This is a genomic window from Actinoplanes xinjiangensis (assembly GCF_003148685.1).
GTDB lineage: Bacteria > Actinomycetota > Actinomycetes > Mycobacteriales > Micromonosporaceae > Actinoplanes > Actinoplanes xinjiangensis.
On record NZ_QGGR01000001.1, the window covers coordinates 485827 to 504590 of the forward strand.

The window sequence follows — 18764 nt, forward strand, 5'->3', positions numbered from 1 at the left end:
CGGGCTATACGGGAGGAATGCCCGGTGCGATCGGTACTCCCGCCGGGAATCGCCCGCCGACTCTGGCAGATCATGGCCGTGGTCGGCGTCATCGCCACGATCCTCTACGCGATCTTCCCGTCCACGACGACCGCTGACACGGCGTTCGCGCTGCTCGCCGTCACGGTGATGGCCGCCTGCGTGATCGGGCCGCTGCGCTGGGACGCCGAACCGCCGTCGGCCTGGCGGTCGATGGCCGCGGCCGCCATCCTCTTCATGGTCGGCGTACTGATCCGCCCGACGGTCTCCGAGATGGCCATGCCCTGGCCGCTGCTCGCCGACGTCGCCTCGTTCAGCGGCTACCTGCTGCTCGCCGCCTTCGTGCTGATCCTGCTGCACCGCCGGGGCAGCCTGGACCGGCACGCCGCACTGGACGGGCTGACCGTCTGCCTCTCCGCCGGCGTCGCCAGCGCCCTGCTGCTGGCCCTGCCCGCCGCCGAGGTCCCCGGCCGGCCCGGGCTGCTCTCCGTGATCCAGGGGATGTACCCGCTCGTCGACGTGATGCTGGTGCTCCTGATGGTGAACCTCACCTTCACCGCGAAGCACTGGCCGGTCAGCCTGATCGCGCTGATCGGCATGATGATCGGGATCTTCGCCGGCGACCTGGCCTACGCGATCGAGGGCGTGGAGGGCCACGTCTACGCGTCACCGATGCTCAACGTGCCGTTCATGCTCGCCTACACGGCACTCGGGGTGGCCGCGCTGCACCCGTCCGTGGTGGACATGGGCCGGGCCGCGAAACCGCCGGCCCAGGCCTGGTCGTGGCCCCGCCTGTCGCTGCTGCTGCCCGCCCTGGCCGTACCGTTCGCCCTGCTGCCGACCCCGGTCTCGGAGTCGATCACCGGCCGGGTCCTGATCGCGGTGGCCGGTGCCCTGTCCGTCGCGCTGCTGCTGATCCGGGCGATCTCCGCGGTCCGTGCCCAGGTCGCCGCGCAGCTGCGCTCGGAGCACCAGGCCACCCACGACCCGCTCACCGGGCTGCCGAACCGGCAGTCGATGTCGTCGGAGGTGGAACGCCTGGTCACCGTGGTCGACCCGGAGGGACACGACCGGGTCTGGGTCTACATGCTCGACCTGGACGGCTTCAAGTGGGTCAACGACTCGTGGGGCCACGACACCGGCGACCAGCTGGTCATCGAGGTGGGGCGGCGGCTGCGGGCGGCCGTACCGATGAACATCCCGGTGGCCCGGGTCGGCGGCGACGAGTTCCTGCTCGGCTTCATCGGTGAGAAGAGCGGTGCACTGCGCCTGGTGGACGACATCCGCGGCTGTTTCGCCCGGCCGTTCCCGGTGCGCGACCACGACGTGGTGATCAGCGCGTCGATCGGCATCTCGCACGCCGCGGCCGACCCGGTCAACGCCGCCGTCACCGCCGAGGCACTGATGCGCGACGCCGACACCGCCATGTACCGGGCCAAGGGCGAGGGGCCCGGCCGGTCCACCATCTTCGACACCAGCATGCACGCCCAGGTCCGGGAGCGCATCGAGCTGGAGGTGGCGCTGCGGCAGGCCCTGGCCGACGATCAGCTGTACGTCGCGTACCAGCCGCTGGTCCGCCTGGAGACCGGGGTTCCGGTCGGGGCCGAGGCGCTGGTCCGGTGGGTGCACCCGGAACGCGGCCCGATCCCGCCGATGACGTTCATCCCGATCGCCGAGGACGCCGGCCTGATCAACGCGATCGGCACCTGGGTGCGCAAGGAGGCACTGCGCCAGCTCGGTGTCTGGCGGTCGGACGGCACCGTCACCGACGACTTCTACCTGTCGATCAACGTCTCGCCACGTCAGCTGTCCGACCCGGAGCTGCCGCTGATCGTCTCCGGCGAGATGCTCCGCTACGGGGTGCCATCGCAGTGCGTGGCCCTGGAGATGACCGAGTCGGTGATGGTCGACGGGTCCAGCGTCACCTCACGGGTCCTCTTCGAACTGCGCGAACTCGGCGTGAAACTGCTCGTCGACGACTTCGGCACCGGCTTCTCGGCGCTCGGCTACCTGCGCCGTTTCCCGGTCACCGGCGTCAAGATCGACCGGTCGTTCGTGACCGGTCTCGGCGTCAACCACGAGGACGACGAGATCGTCCGCGCGGTCGTGGCGATGAGTCACGCCCTGGGCCTGTCGGTGATCGCCGAGGGCGTGGAGACGCCGCTGCAGCGGGAGGCGCTGTGGGCGGTCGGTGTGGTCAACGGGCAGGGCTGGCTCTGGGGCGCGGCGGTACCGGCGGCCGAGTTCGCCCATCGCTGGCGGGACGCCATCGTACGGTCCTCGCATCTCCCGGCGATCCTCTCGGACCCGTCGGGCCGGCACCGCCGGCCCGACTGAGATCCTCGTCAGACCCGCGAACCCCGGCGGTCGTCCCCGCCGTCCGGGCGCCCCCGGTTGAACCCGGAACGCCGTTCCTCCCGCCGGAACGGGGCGTCGCTCTTCGGGAACTCGTACATCCAGAACGACTGGGCGTCCAGCCGGGTCGGCTGCGCCCGCCCGGCCTCGGCGGCCCGGCTCAGGATCACCGCGATCATCCGGGGCAGCTGGTGGCGCTCCTCGTTGTACGAGCAGATGTCGAAGAACACCTTGCCGTCCACCTCGCCGATCGGGGCGTACATGGCCCGTTGCAGCGCGACGAACACACCCTGGCCGCGGTGGCCCAGCGCGGAGCCCGCGAACAGGCAGTAGAACAGGCGGCGTTGCTCGTACATCTCCGGGAAGTGGTAGCGGAAGTACTCCGCGGAGATCAGCGGGATCGACTCCAGGTCGTTGGTCAGCGTGCCCATGCCGATCACCGCGCCGTCCTCGTCGTCCAGCGCCACGTACTTGCCGATTCGTCTGTCGGCCATCACCTCGTCGAACTCGCTCCGGTACATGAGATGCCGGTTGACCGCGAGATATTGCAGGTCGCTGAAGCAGTCCTGGTAGAAGTCCCACGACTCGTCCAACAGCTCGGCCGGCAGCTCGGGCATGATCTCCAAGCGCATCTGGTCGCCCCCTCTCTCCGCAGACAAACCTGTCAGGACGCCCGGCCCCGTGCGGGCAACTCCGGCAATTCACCGGGTAGAAAGCGGGTATGCGCTTCGCCACCTGGAACGTCAACTCGGTCAAGGCCCGGCTGCCCCGTCTGCTCGACTGGCTGGCCGGCACCGCCCCCGACGTCGTGTGCCTACAGGAGACCAAGGTCACCGCCGACGGCTTCCCCGAGCGGGAGGTCGCCGAGCTGGGGTACGCGACGGCGGCGTACGGCCAGGGCCGCTGGAACGGCGTCGCCGTGCTCTCCCGGATCGGCCTCGACGACGTGCGCCGCGGCTTCGCCGGGGAGCCCGGGTTCCCCGATCCCGAGGCGCGGGCGATCAGCGCACGGTGCGGCGGCATCCGGTTCATGTCGGTGTACGTGCCGAACGGCCGCACCCCGGACGACCCGCACTACACGTACAAGTTGCAGTGGCTGGCCGCCCTCCGCGACGCCCTGATCCCGGACCTGGAGGCCGGCCCGCTGGTGGTCGCCGGCGACTACAACGTCGCACCCACCGACGCCGACGTGTGGGACGTCACCCTCTTCGCCGGATCCACCCACGTGACCCCGCCGGAACGGGCCGCGCTCGCCGCGATCCGCGACCTCGGTCTGGCCGACGTCCCGGCCCGGCCGCTCAAGGGCGACCACCCGTTCACGTACTGGGACTATCGTGCCGGGATGTTCCACCAGAACAAGGGCATGCGCATCGATCTGGTCTACGGCAGCGCCGACGTCACCGGCCGGGTGTCGGACGCCTACGTCGACCGCGAGGCCCGCAAGGGCAAAGGGCCCTCCGACCACGCCCCGATCGTGGTCGACCTGACCGACTGACCATGAATGCACGTAGGCTGGTGTCGATTCTGGCGGTTACACGGGGCTCTGACGGTTACACGGGGTGAGAGGGGAGGCGGCGATGACAGCGGCTTCGACACCGGCGATCGCGCCGGCACCCGCACTGCTCACGGCCGTTTTCGAGGCCGCCTCGGAGGCCATGGTGCTGTGCGCCACGGCCGACGACACGGTGGTGCTGGCCAACGAAGCGGCCCGGAGTCTGCTGCCCGGCATGCAACCCGGCGGGCCGGTCGCCGCCCCGCTGCCCGCCGACGGCGCCGACTCCTTCCAGACCGAGCACGAGGGCCGCCGGCTGTACGGGATGCGCCGCCCCGTCGGCGACGGGCACTACGCCTGGTATCTGCGGGACCGGACCGAGTCCGCCGCCCTGGAGCTGGAGCGTTCCCGGACGGCGTTCCTGGCCGAGGCGGGCCGCCGGCTGTCCGCGTCGCTGCACGTGCGCCGCTGCGTGCGGACCACGGTCGAGCTGGCCGCCGCGCACCTGGCCGACGCCGCCATGGTGGTGCTGCCCCCGCACCGGCGGCACAGCGAATGGGTGCGGCTGCTGCCCGGCCTGCCCGCCGAGGAGGGCACGCTGCGTGAGCCCACCCTCGGCGAGGTGCCCGGCCTGATCGAGGCGCTCGGCGGCTTCCCGCCCATCCCGAGCCGCTGGCTCGACCCGGCACAGGCGCCGGCCTGGCTGGTGCCGGCCGGATTCGGGCCGGTCGGTGCGCTACTGGTGATCCCGCTGCCCGGCAACGCCGAGCCGGCCGGGGCGCTGATCCTGGCCCGCTGCGGTCCGTCCGCCGTGTTCAGCACCGAGGACGAGACGCTGGCCCGGATGTTCGCGGCCCGCGCCGGTGCGGCGATCTCCGCGGCCACGCTCTACCGCGAGCAGGTCGACACCGCCGCCGTGCTCCAGGCCGACCTGCTGCCGCCGGAGCTGCCGCAGACCGACGGTTTCGAGCTGTCCGGCTCCTACCAGGCCTCCAGCGACGCGCTGCGGGTCGGCGGCGACTTCTACGACGTGTTCGCCCCGGCCGGAGCGGGCGCCGACACGGTCATCGCCCTCGGCGACGTCTGCGGCACCGGCCCCGAGGCGGCCGTCCTCACCGGCAAGGTGCGCCAGACGCTGCGCGCGCTGTGCCTGGTGCGGACCGAGCCGGCGGCGATGCTCACGGTGCTCAACGAGGCGCTGCTCCAGTCCGCCCGGCAGCCCCGGTTCGTGACGATGGTGGTCGGCTCGGTCCGGCGTACCGACCACGGCCGGGTCCGGCTCGACCTGGCCAGCGGCGGCCATCCGGCCCCACTGGTGCTGCGCACCGACGGCCGCGTGGAGGAGGTCCCCACCAGCGGCACCCTGATCGGTGTGCTTCCGCGTACGGTGGTGCGCCCGGCGACCGTCGAGCTGGCCCCCGGGGAGCTGTGCCTGCTCTACAGCGACGGCCTGACCGAGGCGCGCGGCGGCCCGTCCGGCACTGAGCAGTTCGGCGAGGCCCGGCTGCACCAGGCGCTCGCCGAGTGCCGGGGCATGCCGGGCGCCGCCACCGTCGACCGGATCCGCCAGCTCGTCGCCGACTGGGTGCGCGGCGGCAACTCCGACGACATCGCGATGCTCGCGGTCCGTGCCCCCTCCCGTACCCCGCTGAGCCTGCGCGGTGGTGGTGCGCCCACCCCGTCGCCGTACGTGGCGGCCGCCCGCCGCGCCGACCGCCGCCCCCGGAACCGCTCATGACCGCCTCCGCACCGCGCCCCCGACGGGCGGTATCCCGTGGAGACCGATCATGACGGCGCCCGCCGGCACCCTCACGCCGATCACCGCGCACCTCTCCGACGACTACCTTCAGCTGGTCGCCGACGGTGACGAGGTGGGTGCGACCGAGCTGGTCGGTGCCCTCCTCGACGACGGCGTACCCGCCCAGCGGATCATCGTCGACCTGATCGGCGGCGCCCAGCGGCGTGTCGGCGAACTGTGGGCGGCCAACGAGTGGTCGGTGGCCCGCGAGCACGCCGCCACCGCCGTCGGCGAACGCGCCCTGGCCGCCGTGGCCGCCCGCACCGCGGTCCGTCCCCGCCGCGGCCGGATCGCCCTGGCCTGCGTCGACGGCGAATGGCACGGCCTGCCCGCCCGCATGCTCGCCGAACTCCTGCGCCTGGACGGCTGGCGGGTCGACTTCCTCGGCGCGAGCGTCCCCGGCCGGCACCTGATCGTCCACCTGCACCAGACCGGTCCCGACGCGGTGGCGCTGAGCTGCATGCTCCCCACCCGCCTGCCCCGGGCGCACGCCGCGATCACCGCCTGCCGCGCCGCCGGCCTCCCGGTGATCGCCGGCGGCCCCGGTTTCGGCCCCGGCGGCCGCTGGGCCCAGCGTCTGGGCGCGCACGCCTGGGCCGCCACCGGCGAGGAGGCGGTCACCCGGCTGGCGACCGACTGGCCACCCCGCAACGTCACCGACCTCCCCCTCCCCGACGGCGAGGCCTTCATCGGCGACGAGGAGTACACCCACCTGGTCCGCTCCCGCCCCCAGCTGATCGCGACCGCCATGGACCGGCTCCCCGAGATCTACCCGCCGGCCCGGGACTACGACCAGGCACAGGCCGAAGCCACCAGCGAGGACATGGGCCACATCGCCGACTTCCTGGCGTCCGCCCTCTACGTCGGCGAACCCGACGTCTTCCTCGACTTCATCACCTGGACCACCGCGGTCCTCGGCTCCCGCGGCGTCCCACCGACCGCGCTGCGCCTGGGCCTCACCCTGATCCGCGACCAGCTGATCGACTTCCCCGCCGCCACGACGATGCTGGACACCGCCTTGCGGACCCTCCCCCGCACCTGACAGGCGAGCCGCCCACCCTCACCCCTCCTCCCCCGGTACGCGCCACCGCTCCCCCAACCGCACCCACCAGCCCCGCCGCCCCCGGCGACGCCTCGTCCCCGTCGGCCCCGCCGCCCACAGCGCGTGTCCCTGCAGACCCGACGGCACCGCCAGGCACATGCGACCTCACGACCGAAACGCCACTCTCGGCCGGCCACATGGCCGCTCTGGTGCAGCTGGCTCCCACCGCTGTCTCAGCGGTCCCGAAACAGCGGTCAGGACCAGCCGGGTAGATCCGGCTGGCTACCACCGCCGTCTCAACGGACCCGAAACAGCGGTCAGGACCAGCCCGGAAGATCCGGCTGGCTACCACCGCCGTCTCAACGGACCCGAAACAGCGGTCAGGACCAGCCCGGAAGATCCGGCTGGCTACCACCGCCGTCTCAACGGACCCGAAACAGCGGTCAGGACCAGCCCGGAAGATCCGGCTGGCTACCACCGCCGTCTCAACGGTCCCAAGACAGCGGTCAGGACCAGCCGGGTAGATCCAGCTGGCTGTCACCGCTCTCTCAACGGACCCGAGACAGCGGTGAGGACCAGCCGGACATGATCCACGGCCTGGACAGTCCCGTATCGGCGACGGTCGGCGGGGCGGACCGGCGCCGATAGGCGCGAGCGCTCGGCGACGACGGGCGTGACAAATCAGCGACGGGCGGCCGGACGGACCGGTAACGGTCGGCGTGGGTGGGTGCGATGGGGCGGTGACGGTGGGTGGGGTGGGCGGTGGCAGTCGCCGTCGGGGTGGGGGCTCGGATGGTGGCTGGCGGGGAGGGTGGTGGGCGGGGGCCTCGCCCGTGCGGCGCGGTGCGGTCGTGAGCTGGGCGGACGTCGCGTCGTAGTCCGGGGCGGGATGGTTGCGGTCGGGGTGGCGGCGAGCGTACGAATAAATGGGTGGTGGTCGGGAGAGGGCCGGATTACCGTGAGCGCCATGCTGTGATGACATCCCGACCGCCGCCTGCAGCCCGTCGCATTCGTGCCGGGGCCGCGGGCCGCGTTGCTCTCCGCATGCCGAGCCCGGCCGGAGTGGGATGGTCCACAGGTTCCCCGTTCCGGTTGTGGCACGTCCGGGCAGCGGCTTTCCGCTCGCCCGGGCCCACGGCCGATGATCCGCCGTCCGACGGCACTCGTCATTCGGGTGCCCGGGTCGACGTCGCGGTTCTCCGCCGTCACCGAAATGCGCATTCATACCGGCCGTGCCCGTGGCGCGCGGTCGCTTCCCGCTCCCCCGTGGGAGCCGCAAGGAGTCGCTTCATGCCTGCCGAACCGTTTTCTGTGCACCTGAACCTCGACGAGATCGCGCAGCGGGACATCGCCGCCGCGCTGCGCCCGGCCGCCGGTTCCGGTGCCGCGGACGATCAGCAGACCGTTCCCGCCGCGACGCATCACGGTGCGCGGGACGCCCGCCAGGCTGCCCGGGACCGTTCCGGCCGCGATCGCGCCGGCCGGGCCGGCAATGCGTCCGGAGGCCGTTCCTACGCGTTCCGCCGCAGCTGAGCCGACCCACCCCGATGCCCGGCGCCGCGAGAGCTGCGCCGGGCATCTGCATGAGAAACCGGTACCGGCACCGGACAGCGCCATCGAGGCGAAGCGGTGCCGGGTATCGGTGCGGGTGGGGTCAGCCGAGCTGGACGTACACGTCGTCGAGCTGGCCGTGGTACATGTCGCCGTCCTTGGCGAGGTTCGGGCCGCCGACGCGCAGGGGCATCGCGTTGTCGATGGTGACGGTGGCCGGGACGGCGGTCCGGCCGCCGGCGGTGCCGTCGACGGAGACGGAGAGGGTGCCGTTGGTGCGCTCGCAGACGATGCGGTGCCAGTTGCCGTCGGCGACCGGGCGGGCGGACAGGACGGAGAACGTCTGCTTGGTGGTACGCGCGACCAGGACGCACTGTGCGCGCCCGCTGCGGCCGGTGACCTGCATCTTCCACTGGCTCTCGGTGTTGGCGACGCCCTTCTGCATGATGTTGGCGTTGCCGCTGAGCTGGGCGGTGGTGACCCGGACGCTGGCGGCCCACTTGAAGTTGCGGGTGCCGGGGTCGAGGTCGGCGTCGTCGGGTGCTTCGAGGAGGGCCTTGGCGCAGGTGGGTGTGGTGGCGGCGCAGACGCCGGGGAAGGTCGCGTACCGGTTGACGCCTTCGGAGGCGATGGCGATCTGGCCGTTGGCGGCACCGCGGATCAGCAGGGCGGCGCCGCGACCGGAGAGGTCGGAGATCTTGCCGGCGGTGACGCCACCGTCGAAGTTGTAGCGGGCGACGAGGGCGGGGCCGGTGGGCTCGACGGCCGCCATGGCGGGAGCGGCGAGCAGAGGCATGGTGAACAGTGCGGTCAGGGTCGAGAGCCTGAGGATCTTCATGAGAGAAAGATGGACTATTGGGCGTTTTGGTGCATTAACTGCCTGAAAAAGTAGATCTAACGGGGTCAGAGAAGACCCTCGGACTCGGCGATCAGGCAGACCGCGACCAGGCGCAGCAGCGGGAAACCGGCGGCCAGCCACTCGGCGCCGGACATCGGGGCGAAGCCGGGCTCCGGCAGCGGGCGGCCCGCCCGGATGCTCCCGGCGGCGATCGACCGGGCGTAGGAGGCCAGACCGCCGGCGTCGGCGATCCGGCCGGCGCCGCGGAGGGCCTCCCGGATCGCGGCGGCGTGCTGGTCGAGGCGGGCGAGCAGGGCGGGCTCGGTGAACGCGGCGGTGAGACCGTCGACGCCGACCCGGGCCATCATCTCGTCGAGGTAGGCACCGGCGGAACGGACGGCGGAAACGGCGGCGATCGGGGCGGCGAAATTCGTCATGCCGAGAAACCTAATGTGCGCCGTTCGGCCACGACAGGGGCGTGACCGAACGGCACCGGGGGCGCACCGAACCGCAACCGACTACAGCGGAAGAGCGTCCATGGCCTTGAATATGCGCTTGTCAGAGACGGCGTACGCGGTACCGAGAGCCTGCGCGAAGTAGTTGATCCGCAACTCCTCGATCATCCAGCGGATCTCCCGCAGACCCTCCTCGGCGGGACCGTTCGCGGGTGCCGAGTTCCTCAGTTCGCGGTACTCCGCCTCGATCTCGTGGATCTGCGTGGTGAGTTGCCGGTCGCGTCCGAGACTGCCGCCGAGCCGGTCCAGCCGGTGCACGATGCCGCGCAGGTAGCGGGGCATGTGGTGCAGCTGCCGCCACCCGGTCTCGGTGACGAACCCGGGATGGACCAGTCCCTTGAGCTGCTGCCGCACGTCGGCGAGGGCGGGCAGCATCGCCGGGTCGCGCAGCTGCTTGAGGCGCTGCTCGACGTCGTACGCCGTGGACAGCACCGCCTGCACCTGGCCGACGAGGTTGGCGACCGCGTCGACGAGGTCCTGCCGGACGGTGTCGCGCAGCGACGCGAACTCGACCGACGACCACACCGGTCCACCGGCCTCGGCGACGAGCCGGTCCACGGCCGCGCCCGCGCAGTCGTCGAGCAGCTCGGCGATCGACCGGTACGGGTTGGCCCGGGACAGTTCCAGCTTGGCCCGGTTGTCGAGCCGACCCTGGAGGAACCGGGCGGCCGGGGGCAGCGTGAGCAGCAGCAGCCGGCGTGTCCCGGCGGTCATCGCGACCCGCTGGGACGCCTCGTCCTCGAACACGCGGATCGCCACGCTGTCGCCCTCGTCGACGAGCGCCGGCCACACGTTGACTTCGTAGCCGCCGCGCACCTGGGCGACCCGCCGGGGTATCGCGCCGAAGTCGTTGGCGGTGATGCCGCGCCGTTCGATGTTGCCGGCCGCCCGGGAGATGGTGGCCTGCACCTTGGGGGCGAGCTGACGGCGCAGCACCTCCAGGTCGCGGCCCTCGGCGACGACCTCGCCGGCCTCGTTGACGATCCGGAAGTTCATCCGCAGGTGGTCGGGCACCTGGTCGGGCCGCCACGCGTCGCGCGGGACCACGGTGCCGGTGAGCCGCCGCAGCTCGTTGCCGATGGCGTCGGGCAGCGGGCCGCGCCGGGCCGGGACCCGGTCGAGGACGGCCTCGGCCCAGTCCGGCACGGGCACGAAGCTGGTGCGCAGATGTTTGGGCAGGGCCCGGATCAGCGCGATCACGACCTCCTTGCGGAAGCCGGGTACCGACCAGCCGAAGTCGTCGGCGTCGACCTTGTTGATCAGGTCGAGCGGGATGCGGACGCTGACGCCGTCGGCCGCGGTGTTGGGCTCGAACGTGTAGGAGAGCGGCATCTTCACGCCGTTGGACAGCCAGGCGTCCGGGAACTGCTGCGGATCGATCGTGTCCCGCCCGGCGTTGACCAGGTCGTCGCGGGTGAACGTGAGCAGGTCCGGGGTCTCGACGCGGGCTTTCTTCCACCAGCCGTCGAAGTGCCGCGATGAGACGACGTCGCCCGGGATCCGCGCGTCGTAGAGGGCGTAGACCGTCTCGTCGTCGACGGCGATGTCCCGCCGGCGGGCCCGGTTCTCGATCTCGGTGATGCGTTCGAGGAGCCGTCTGTTCTCGGCGAAGAACTTGTGATGGGTCTCCCAGTCGCCTTCGACGAGCGCGTGCCGGATGAACAACTCCCGGGAGGCGACCGGATCGACCCGGCTGTATCCGACGCGGCGGCGCGGCACGATCGGCAGACCGTAGAGGGTCACCTTCTCGAACGCCATGACGGCGCCCATCTTGCGGTCCCAATGCGGTTCGCTGTAACTGTGTTTCACCAGGTGCGGCGCGAGTTTCTCGGCCCATTCCGGCTCGATCCGCGCATTCACCCGGCCCCACAGCCGGCTGGTCTCGACCAGTTCGGCCGACATCACCCAGCGCGGTTGCCGCTTGAACAGCGCCGAACCCGGGAAGATCGCGAACTTCGCGCCGCGGGCGCCGATGTATTCGCGTTTCTCCTGGTCCTTCATGCCGACGTGGCTGAGCAGGCCCGCGAGCAGGGCGGTGTGCACCGCCTGTGCCGCGACTCCCGCCTCCCAGTCCTCCTTGAGAGAGAGTTCGAGGGTACGGGCGACCTGCTTCAGCTGGGAGTAGATGTCCTGCCACTCCCGTACCCGCAGATAGTTCAGGAATTCGCTGCGGCACAGCCGGCGGAACTGGTTGCCGGACAGCTCCTGCTGTTTCTCCCGCAGATAGCGCCACAGGTTGAGATAGCTGAAGAAGTCCGATTCCTTGTCGACGAACCGGGCGTGTTTCTCGTCGGCCTGCTGCTGTTTCTCGGCGGGCCGTTCCCGCGGGTCCTGGATCGACAGGGCGGCCGCGATGACCATCACCTCGGCGGCGCACTCCTGCCGGTCGCCCTCGATGACCATGCGGGCGAGCCGGGGGTCGACGGGCAACTGGGCGAGCTGGCGGCCCATCGGGGTGAGTTTCCGGTCGTCGAGGGCGCCGAGTTCCTCGAGCAGCTTGACGCCGTCGGTGATGTTGCGCCGGTCGGGCGGGTCGATGAACGGGAATTTCTGGAGATCACCGAGCCCCAGGTTGGTCATCTGGAGGATGACCGAGGCGAGGTTGGTCCGCAGGATCTCCGGCTCGGTGAACTCGGGCCGCTGCTCGAAGTCCTCCTCCGAGTAGAGGCGTATGCAGATGCCGTCCGACGTCCGGCCGCAGCGGCCCTTGCGCTGGTTGGCGCTGGCCTGCGAGACCGGCTCGATCGGCAGGCGCTGCACCTTGAGCCGGTGGCTGTACCGGCTCATCCGGGCGGTACCGGGGTCGATCACGTACTTGATGCCGGGGACGGTCAGCGAGGTCTCGGCGACGTTGGTGGCGAGCACGATCCGGCGCTCGCTGTGCCGTTCGAACACCCGGTGCTGCTCGGCGGCGCTGAGGCGGCCGTAGAGCGGGACCACCTCCGTACCCCTGAGGTTCTTCTTGTTGAGGGCGTCCGCGGTGTCGCGGATCTCCCGCTCGCCGGAGAGGAAGACCAGGATGTCGCCGTCGGTGGGGAACTCGTCGACGGCGGCCGCGATCCCGTCGATCTGGTCCTGCGGTTCCTCGGTGTCGTCCTCGGTCACCGTCACCAGCGGCCGGTAGCGCACCTCGACCGGGTAGGTCCGCCCGGACACCTCGATCACCGGCGCCGGCTCGCCCCCGGCCGCGGCGAAGTGCTGGGCGAACCGGCCGGTCTCGATCGTCGCCGACGTGATGATCAGCTTGAGGTCGGGCCGTTTCGGCAGCAGGTCACGCAGGTAGCCGAGGATGAAGTCGATGTTGAGGCTGCGCTCGTGCGCCTCGTCGATGATCAGCGTGTCGTACCGGTACAGCATCCGGTCGGTCTGGATCTCGGCCAGCAGGATGCCGTCGGTCATCACCTTGATCATGGTGTCGTCGCTCACCTGGTCGGTGAACCGCACCTTGTAGCCGACCGTCGACCCGAGCGGCCGGTCCACCTCCTCGGCGATCCGCTCGGCCACCGTGCGGGCCGCGATCCGCCGCGGCTGGGTGTGCCCGATCTGGCCGCGGATCCCCCGCCCCAGCTCCAGGCAGATCTTCGGGATCTGGGTGGTCTTGCCGGACCCGGTCTCGCCGGCCACCACGACCACCTGGTGGTCACGGATGGCGGCGGCGATGTCGTCCTTGCGGGCGCTGACCGGCAGGCTCTGCGGGTAGGTGATGCGCGGCACCGACGCGATGCGGCTGTCCAGCCGCAACCGGGCCCGCTCGGTCTCGGCGGCGATCTCGGCGAGCGCCGCCGACCGGGCGTCGTCGTCCCGGATGCGCCTGGTCCCGTCGAGGCGGCGCTGGAGCCGCCGCTGGTCACGGGGTAGCAGCTCGGAGATCTGGGCACGCAGGGTGGCGACAGGCGTTATCGACATGGCGGGCCAAGGATAGGCGCAAGCGGCCGGGAACGCCTGGTGATTAACGCCGCCCCGTGTCCCGGGGCCACCGTGTCTCGATATATCGGATGGACGCCACACGCAGGATGAGAGAACGGGGCCGACAGTGATCGTAGTTGCGGAGGATCACGACGACATCCGCTACGTGCTCAAACGTTCCCTGGAACGGGCCGGGCACCGGGTCGTGGCCGCGGCTGACGGGCGGACCGCCCTGGCGGCGATCCGCGAGCACCAGCCGGACCTGGTCGTCACCGACGTCGACATGCCGAACATGACCGGCCTCGACCTGTGCCGGGCGATCCGCGCCGACGACGCGCTGCGGCACATCCCGATCGTGGTGGCCAGCGGCTCGCTGATGCCCGGCGACAACCTGGCCGAGGACGCGGGTGCCTCCGCCACGCTGCTCAAACCGTTCGTCCCGGCGCAACTGCTGGCGCTGATCGCCCGGTTGCTGCCACCCCGGGTGCCGTCCGAGAGCTGATCAGCCCTGGTCCTGGCGCTGCCGTTCCGGGATGGGGGCGCGCAGCCGGCCGGGTGCGGGCTCACTGGACGGTGCCGGGCCGGTCGGCAGGGCGAGCCCGGGCAGGCGGGCCGCCTCCATCAGCGCGGCCCGTTCGGCCAGGGCACGTTCCAGGGCTTCGCGGACGGCCTCGTCGTCCTGGGGCCCACTGGTGTCGTCACCGGTCATGTCACTGTCCTCCATGGTCTCGGCGGCGGGGAGGGTGAACCAGAAGCGCGTACCCCCGCCGGGGTTGTCCTGGACGCCGATCTCGCCGCCGTGGCGGTCGACGATGCGCCGGCAGATGGTGAGACCGAGGCCGGTTCCGGCATAGCCGGCGGCCGCCTCGGTACGGTGGAAGGTCTCGAAGACGTGCGGTTTGTCGGCGTCCGGGATGCCGATGCCGGAGTCGGCGATCTCGATCCGGACCTGTCCCGGGCCGGCCGGGCCGCCGGTCACCTCGACCCGTGGTGTGCCGCCGGGCCGGACGTACTTGATCGCGTTGCCGATCAGGTTGTCCAGGACGTGCCGCAGCATCGCCGGGTCGGCGTGGACCGGCGGCAACGGGCCCAGCGACCAGTCCGGTGCCGGCCGGCCGGTGCCCAGCCCGGCGATCCGCTCGTCGATGATCTCCCGGATCATCGCCGCCGGGTCCACGGCGACCGGCCGTAGCGGCGCGTCCCGGGCCGTGGTGTACGCCAGCATCGTCTCGATCAGCACGTCCATCCGGTCCACCGCGCGCACGAGCCGGTGCAGTCCGTCGCGGATCTCGGCGGCCTCCGGCCATCCGTCCGGCACGTCCGCCAGGACGAGTTCGGCGTACCCGCGGACCAGGGCGAGCGGCGATTTGAGGTCGTGCGCCACCACACCCGCGAAGATCGCCAGGTCGGACTCGTAGCGGCGCAGGTCGGTGATGTCCCGGCAGACCGCGACCGCACCGTGCTCGCCCGCACTCGGGTCCAGCGGCCGCCCGTCGATGCTGAGCAGCACCCCCTCCGGCCGGCTCGGGTTGCGGATGACCACCTCGACGCCGTCGGTGGACTCGCCGTCGAGGGCGCGGATCAGCGGCATCTCCGCCAGCGGGAACGGTGTCCGGCCGTCCGGCCGGTAGACGCCGTAGTGCTCCTGCCAGGCGTGCGGGCCGTCGGGTTGCTGCGTGACGCCGAGCAGCCGGCGCGCCGCCGGGTTCTCCAGCAGGACCGAGCCCCGCGAGTCCACCACGGTGACACCGTCGCTGATGGTCAGCATGATCGCGCCGAGCAGCTCGGCCTGGCGCCGGCTGGCGGCCTCGGTCTCGCGCAGGTCGGCGGTGGCCGCTTCGACCTGGGCGCGGGCGCGAGCCCGGCCGGTCGCCAGCACGTGCACCAGCCAGGCCAGCAGCGCGGTGAGGGCGAGCCCGCCGCCGAGCGCGACGGCCGGCAGGTACCACCCGCTGCCGGCCAGCTGACGGGAGTCGCCGTGGGTCTCCAGGATCCAGTTCCGGTCCGGGCCGACCTCGACCGTGCCGGTACGGGTCAGGTCCCGGTCGCCCTCGCCGGTCCACTCGGCGACGGTGTGCCGGGTCTGATCCGCGTCGACCGAGATCAGCTCGCCGGAGATCTGCCCGAGCGGGCCCAGGATCCGGTCCAGGAACGTGCCACCGCGCAGTCCGGAGGCGACCCAGCCGCGGAATCTCGGCGTGTTCTCGCGGGTCCACACCGGGGCCGCGAAGATGAACGACTGCTGCTGTTCGGCGACCGGTTTCTGCCGGTCACGCATCAGCACGTAGGCGTCCGACACGGTCAGCCGGTGGCTGTCGCGCGCGGTACGCAGGGTGGTCGCCAGCGGCTCGACGGCACCCGCGTCGGCCCCGGAGCGCATGCCCTGTTCGTTCTCGTCGAGCTTGCGGACGAACACCGCGAAGAAGTGCTCGTCGACGGACGGATCGGGACGAAACGTCAGGCCGAGGGCGCCGTGGTCGCGCCAGAACCGCTGGGTCCGGCCCAGCTCGGCGGTCGGTACCGCGACGACGAACGCCACCGGTGCCGCGCCGAGCAGGTCGGCCTCGGCCAGCGGTCCGGTTGCGGTGTCGAAGTCCTCCCAGGTCAGGTCGGGGTCGTTGACGATCCCGGCGGCCAGGGTCTCGATCAGGCCGCGGTACCGCTGGGTCTCGGTGCGGATCGCGGCGAGGGCCGTCTCGTGCCGCTTGGTCATCTCACGGGCGGCGCTGTCCTGCTGGGCCGAGTACAGGCCTGCCGCGGTGAGGACGGTGGCGACCAGGCCGATCAGAAGCACGGAGACGGAGAGCAGCGGACCGGTGGCCCGCCGCGCTCCGTTCTCCCGTTGCTCCACCATAGGGAGCGTAAGCCGCGAATTACTTCCAGGTGTCGTACCGGTACAAATCGTAGTTCGTCATGATCCCGGTGACCTTCGTGTAGTACTTCGGGTCGGTGGCGTACCCGGCCTTCCACACGGCCATGATGAACTTGTTCGCGTCCTTCGTGTGCGTGAACGCCGGGGCGTACCGCTTGTTACTGCGCAGGAAATGACCGTGGTCGCGGAACGAGCGGGCCATCGACGCGTAGGTACGGAACGCGTCCGACGTGGCGAAACACTTGCCGGCCTTGTCGCACTCGGTCGTCTCGTAGACGTGGCAGCCGGTGGCGTGCGGCCCGAACGCGCCGTTCTGGCACTTGATCCCGAAGTAGTTGCGGTCCACCGCGGACAGGCTGCTGCGGCCCCAGCCCGACTCCAGGACGGCCTGGGCGATGGTGACCGACGCCGGCACCCCGTACTCCCGCCAGCCCTGCTGGGCACCCGGCACGGCGGCCGCGATGAACTGCTCGGGCGTCTGCGCCGGAACGGCCGGGGCGGGCGCCGCCGGCGGGCAGGCCCGCACGGTTCCGGAGATCACGTAGGCGTGCGACACGTACCGGCCGTCGGTCAGCCGGTCCCACAGTGCGGTGGTGCGCACGGTGCCCTTCACCTTCGGCCCGGTCACCGCGCAGACGATCTTCACGGGTGAGCCGTCGGCGGCCCTGCGGACCACGGTGCTCGACGTCGACGGGCCGCTGCGCACGTTCACCGCGCCGTCGCCGGTCCGGATCTTCCCGGAGACGTACGCCCGGGAGCCGGCCGTCGTGTCACACGCCGGGACGGCCGCCGAGGTCCGGACGTAGGCGTGGGACACGTAGCGGCCGTCGGTCAGCCGGTCCCACTGCGTGGTGGTACGGACCTTGCCGCTCACCTTCTGACCGGTCACCGCGCAGTCGACGCTGACCTTCCGGCCGTCCTTCAGCGTGCCCACCACGCTCGCGCTCCAGCTCGGCGCCGACCGCACCTTGAGTTCGCTGTGCACGTCGATCGTCGCGGAGATCCCGGCCGCCTGTGCGGCGGCGGGTGAACCGGCCAGCCCGGCCCCGGCGGCAAGCACCAGCAGCGTGCCGGTGAGCAGTCGTCGGGTCGTGTGCCTCATGAAGACGTCCCCTTCGTTCCGGCAGAGCCGGAGTTATCCGTCGGCATCGGATTCGAAGGTCCGCCCTGGTCGTTGCGCCCGCCGGGGCGGATCGGGTGCGCTCTCGTTGCGGGTGTGCTTGGAAACCGGCCGGACGGGGAAAGGCGTGTCCGCATCGCCAGCCCGCAGGAGGTCCCAGATGACGGCCGTCGCGTCCCGCCCGGTCCCCACCGAACCCACCAGACGCCCACCGGGGAGCACGTGGCACACCGTCAGCCCACTTCTCGTCGCGGCGCTGGCCGCCGGCGGGGTGTACGCCGTGCACCGCCTGTTCATCGGCACACCACTGGGTCAGGCCATCGACACGGCGGCGCTACGGGGCGGTGACTTCGACCATCCGCGGGTCAGTGAGGTGCTCACCCGTACCCTCGACGCCACCCGTCTGGCCTCGCTCGCGCTGGTGTGCGTCCTCGCCGCCGCCTTCGGCGCGATCCGCCGCCGCCTCGACCTGGCGCTCGCGTCGGTGTTCGTGGTCGTCGCCGCCAACCTGATCACCCAGCAGCTCAAGGCCAACCTGGACCGGCCGCTGCTGGACGACTTCCCGGCACCCAACTCGTGGCCCAGCGGCCACGCCACCGCCGCCGCGTCCGTCGCGTTCGTGCTGGTCCTGGTCTTCCCGCGGGCGTTGCGGGGCATGGTCGGCCTGGTCGGCGCCGGTTATGTGGCGATCGTCGCGGTGGCCACCGTGTGGGCCGAGTGGCACCGCCCCAGCGACGTCATCGCCGCCCTGCTGATCGTGCTGGCGTGCGGTGCGCTCGCCGTCTTCGCGGTGCGCCTGCGCCGCACCGGGCCGTACCGCGCCATCCACCTGCCGAACCGCGTGGTCATCGTCGCCCTGTGGGTCGGCGGCCTGCTCGCCACCGCGGCCGGGGTGTTCGGGATGGCCTCGGTGGCCCTCTCCGAACGCGCCCTTCCCGACCTGGTGTCCGAGCGTTTCGCATTTCTCACCGGCACGGCCGGCATCGTGGCCGCCACGGCCGCAACGTTCATCGTCTGGGTGAGGCTGACCGCCGCGGAGCCCGCGGACCGGCCCGCACCCCTTCAGGGAGGCACCGAATGAGCACGTCACCCCACGACTCCCCGACGGCCCCCATCCCGGCGGGCGACTCCCCCACCACCCGGATCCCGGCGGGCGACTCCCCCACCACCCGGATTCCCGCGGGCGACTCGCCCACCACCCGGATTCCCGCGGGCGAGTCCCCGACCGACCCGACCGACTTCCCGACCGCGCCGATC

The 18764-nt window shown here is 71.6% G+C and carries 13 protein-coding genes; 7 read left to right on the forward strand and 6 right to left on the reverse strand.

The genetic code is table 11. The features are described 5' to 3' along the window. Nucleotides 1-24 precede the first annotated feature (24 nt). The gene (locus BC793_RS02200) at nucleotides 25-2355 is read left to right on the forward strand and encodes a putative bifunctional diguanylate cyclase/phosphodiesterase (RefSeq protein ID WP_109588818.1); all 2331 of its coding nucleotides are present in this window, start codon (nucleotides 25-27) and stop codon (nucleotides 2353-2355) included. A gap of 8 nt (nucleotides 2356-2363) precedes the next feature. Here BC793_RS02200 and BC793_RS02205 read toward each other — a convergent pair whose 3' ends face one another. Continuing rightward, nucleotides 2364-3005 (reverse strand): hypothetical protein, encoded by a 642-nt coding sequence (locus tag BC793_RS02205; protein ID WP_109588819.1) that lies wholly within the window; start codon nucleotides 3003-3005, stop codon nucleotides 2364-2366. 89 nt (nucleotides 3006-3094) lie between these two features. Here BC793_RS02205 and BC793_RS02210 point away from each other — a divergent pair, with 89 nt between their 5' ends. The 4 genes from BC793_RS02210 to BC793_RS02225 all read left to right on the forward strand — a co-directional run bounded on the left by BC793_RS02210 (nucleotide 3095) and on the right by BC793_RS02225 (nucleotide 8238). Further along, a complete protein-coding gene (locus tag BC793_RS02210; protein ID WP_109588820.1) occupies nucleotides 3095-3868 on the forward strand; it encodes an exodeoxyribonuclease III in 774 nt (257 codons plus the stop codon). A gap of 82 nt (nucleotides 3869-3950) precedes the next feature. Then, nucleotides 3951-5603, forward strand: coding sequence for a PP2C family protein-serine/threonine phosphatase (locus BC793_RS02215; RefSeq protein WP_109588821.1), 1653 nt, complete (start codon nucleotides 3951-3953; stop codon nucleotides 5601-5603). A gap of 49 nt (nucleotides 5604-5652) precedes the next feature. Beyond that, nucleotides 5653-6705: a cobalamin B12-binding domain-containing protein gene (locus tag BC793_RS02220; RefSeq protein ID WP_109588822.1), complete on the forward strand. Its 1053-nt coding sequence runs from the start codon at nucleotides 5653-5655 to the stop codon at nucleotides 6703-6705. A gap of 1290 nt (nucleotides 6706-7995) precedes the next feature. Beyond that, nucleotides 7996-8238 (forward strand): hypothetical protein, encoded by a 243-nt coding sequence (locus BC793_RS02225; protein WP_109588823.1) that lies wholly within the window; start codon nucleotides 7996-7998, stop codon nucleotides 8236-8238. Nucleotides 8239-8359: 121 nt separating this feature from the next. On the opposite strand, the gene BC793_RS02230 is transcribed toward BC793_RS02225, so the two are convergent. From BC793_RS02230 to hrpA, 3 genes are all read right to left on the reverse strand, one after another. After that, entirely contained in the window at nucleotides 8360-9094 is a 735-nt protein-coding gene (locus tag BC793_RS02230) for a LamG-like jellyroll fold domain-containing protein (RefSeq protein ID WP_109588824.1), read from the reverse strand. Between the two features lie 65 nt (nucleotides 9095-9159). Next, a complete protein-coding gene (locus BC793_RS02235) occupies nucleotides 9160-9531 on the reverse strand; it encodes a DUF6401 family natural product biosynthesis protein (RefSeq protein ID WP_109588825.1) in 372 nt (123 codons plus the stop codon). 81 nt (nucleotides 9532-9612) lie between these two features. Next, entirely contained in the window at nucleotides 9613-13515 is a 3903-nt protein-coding gene (gene hrpA, locus BC793_RS02240; protein ID WP_109588826.1) for an ATP-dependent RNA helicase HrpA, read from the reverse strand. 127 nt (nucleotides 13516-13642) lie between these two features. On the opposite strand from hrpA, the gene BC793_RS02245 reads away from it, so the two are divergent. Next, nucleotides 13643-14017, forward strand: coding sequence for a response regulator (locus tag BC793_RS02245; protein ID WP_109588827.1), 375 nt, complete (start codon nucleotides 13643-13645; stop codon nucleotides 14015-14017). Here the strand turns inward: BC793_RS02245 and BC793_RS02250 are convergent, their stop codons facing one another. Continuing rightward, nucleotides 14018-16366, reverse strand: a complete 2349-nt coding sequence (locus BC793_RS02250) for an ATP-binding protein (protein WP_428839512.1) — start codon at nucleotides 16364-16366, stop codon at nucleotides 14018-14020. Between the two features lie 22 nt (nucleotides 16367-16388). Continuing rightward, nucleotides 16389-17489: a sporangiospore maturation cell wall hydrolase GsmA gene (gene gsmA / locus BC793_RS02255; protein ID WP_109588828.1), complete on the reverse strand. Its 1101-nt coding sequence runs from the start codon at nucleotides 17487-17489 to the stop codon at nucleotides 16389-16391. Between the two features lie 178 nt (nucleotides 17490-17667). Between gsmA and BC793_RS02260 the strand changes: the two genes are divergently transcribed. Further along, nucleotides 17668-18588, forward strand: a complete 921-nt coding sequence (locus BC793_RS02260; RefSeq protein ID WP_109588829.1) for a phosphatase PAP2 family protein — start codon at nucleotides 17668-17670, stop codon at nucleotides 18586-18588. Nucleotides 18589-18764: the final 176 nt, after the last annotated feature.

What these genes read in the sequence shown, in the direction of transcription:
- BC793_RS02205 (WP_109588819.1), bottom strand. Translation starts at nt 3,005, where the DNA reads ATGCGCTTGGAGATCATGCCCGAGCTGCCGGCCGAGCTGTTGGACGAG.
- BC793_RS02210 (WP_109588820.1), top strand. Translation starts at nt 3,095, where the DNA reads ATGCGCTTCGCCACCTGGAACGTCAACTCGGTCAAGGCCCGGCTGCCC.
- BC793_RS02215 (WP_109588821.1), top strand. Translation starts at nt 3,951, where the DNA reads ATGACAGCGGCTTCGACACCGGCGATCGCGCCGGCACCCGCACTGCTC.
- BC793_RS02220 (WP_109588822.1), top strand. Translation starts at nt 5,653, where the DNA reads ATGACGGCGCCCGCCGGCACCCTCACGCCGATCACCGCGCACCTCTCC.
- BC793_RS02225 (WP_109588823.1), top strand. Translation starts at nt 7,996, where the DNA reads ATGCCTGCCGAACCGTTTTCTGTGCACCTGAACCTCGACGAGATCGCG.
- BC793_RS02230 (WP_109588824.1), bottom strand. Translation starts at nt 9,094, where the DNA reads ATGAAGATCCTCAGGCTCTCGACCCTGACCGCACTGTTCACCATGCCT.
- BC793_RS02235 (WP_109588825.1), bottom strand. Translation starts at nt 9,531, where the DNA reads ATGACGAATTTCGCCGCCCCGATCGCCGCCGTTTCCGCCGTCCGTTCC.
- hrpA (WP_109588826.1), bottom strand. Translation starts at nt 13,515, where the DNA reads ATGTCGATAACGCCTGTCGCCACCCTGCGTGCCCAGATCTCCGAGCTG.
- gsmA (WP_109588828.1), bottom strand. Translation starts at nt 17,489, where the DNA reads ATGAGGCACACGACCCGACGACTGCTCACCGGCACGCTGCTGGTGCTT.
- BC793_RS02260 (WP_109588829.1), top strand. Translation starts at nt 17,668, where the DNA reads ATGACGGCCGTCGCGTCCCGCCCGGTCCCCACCGAACCCACCAGACGC.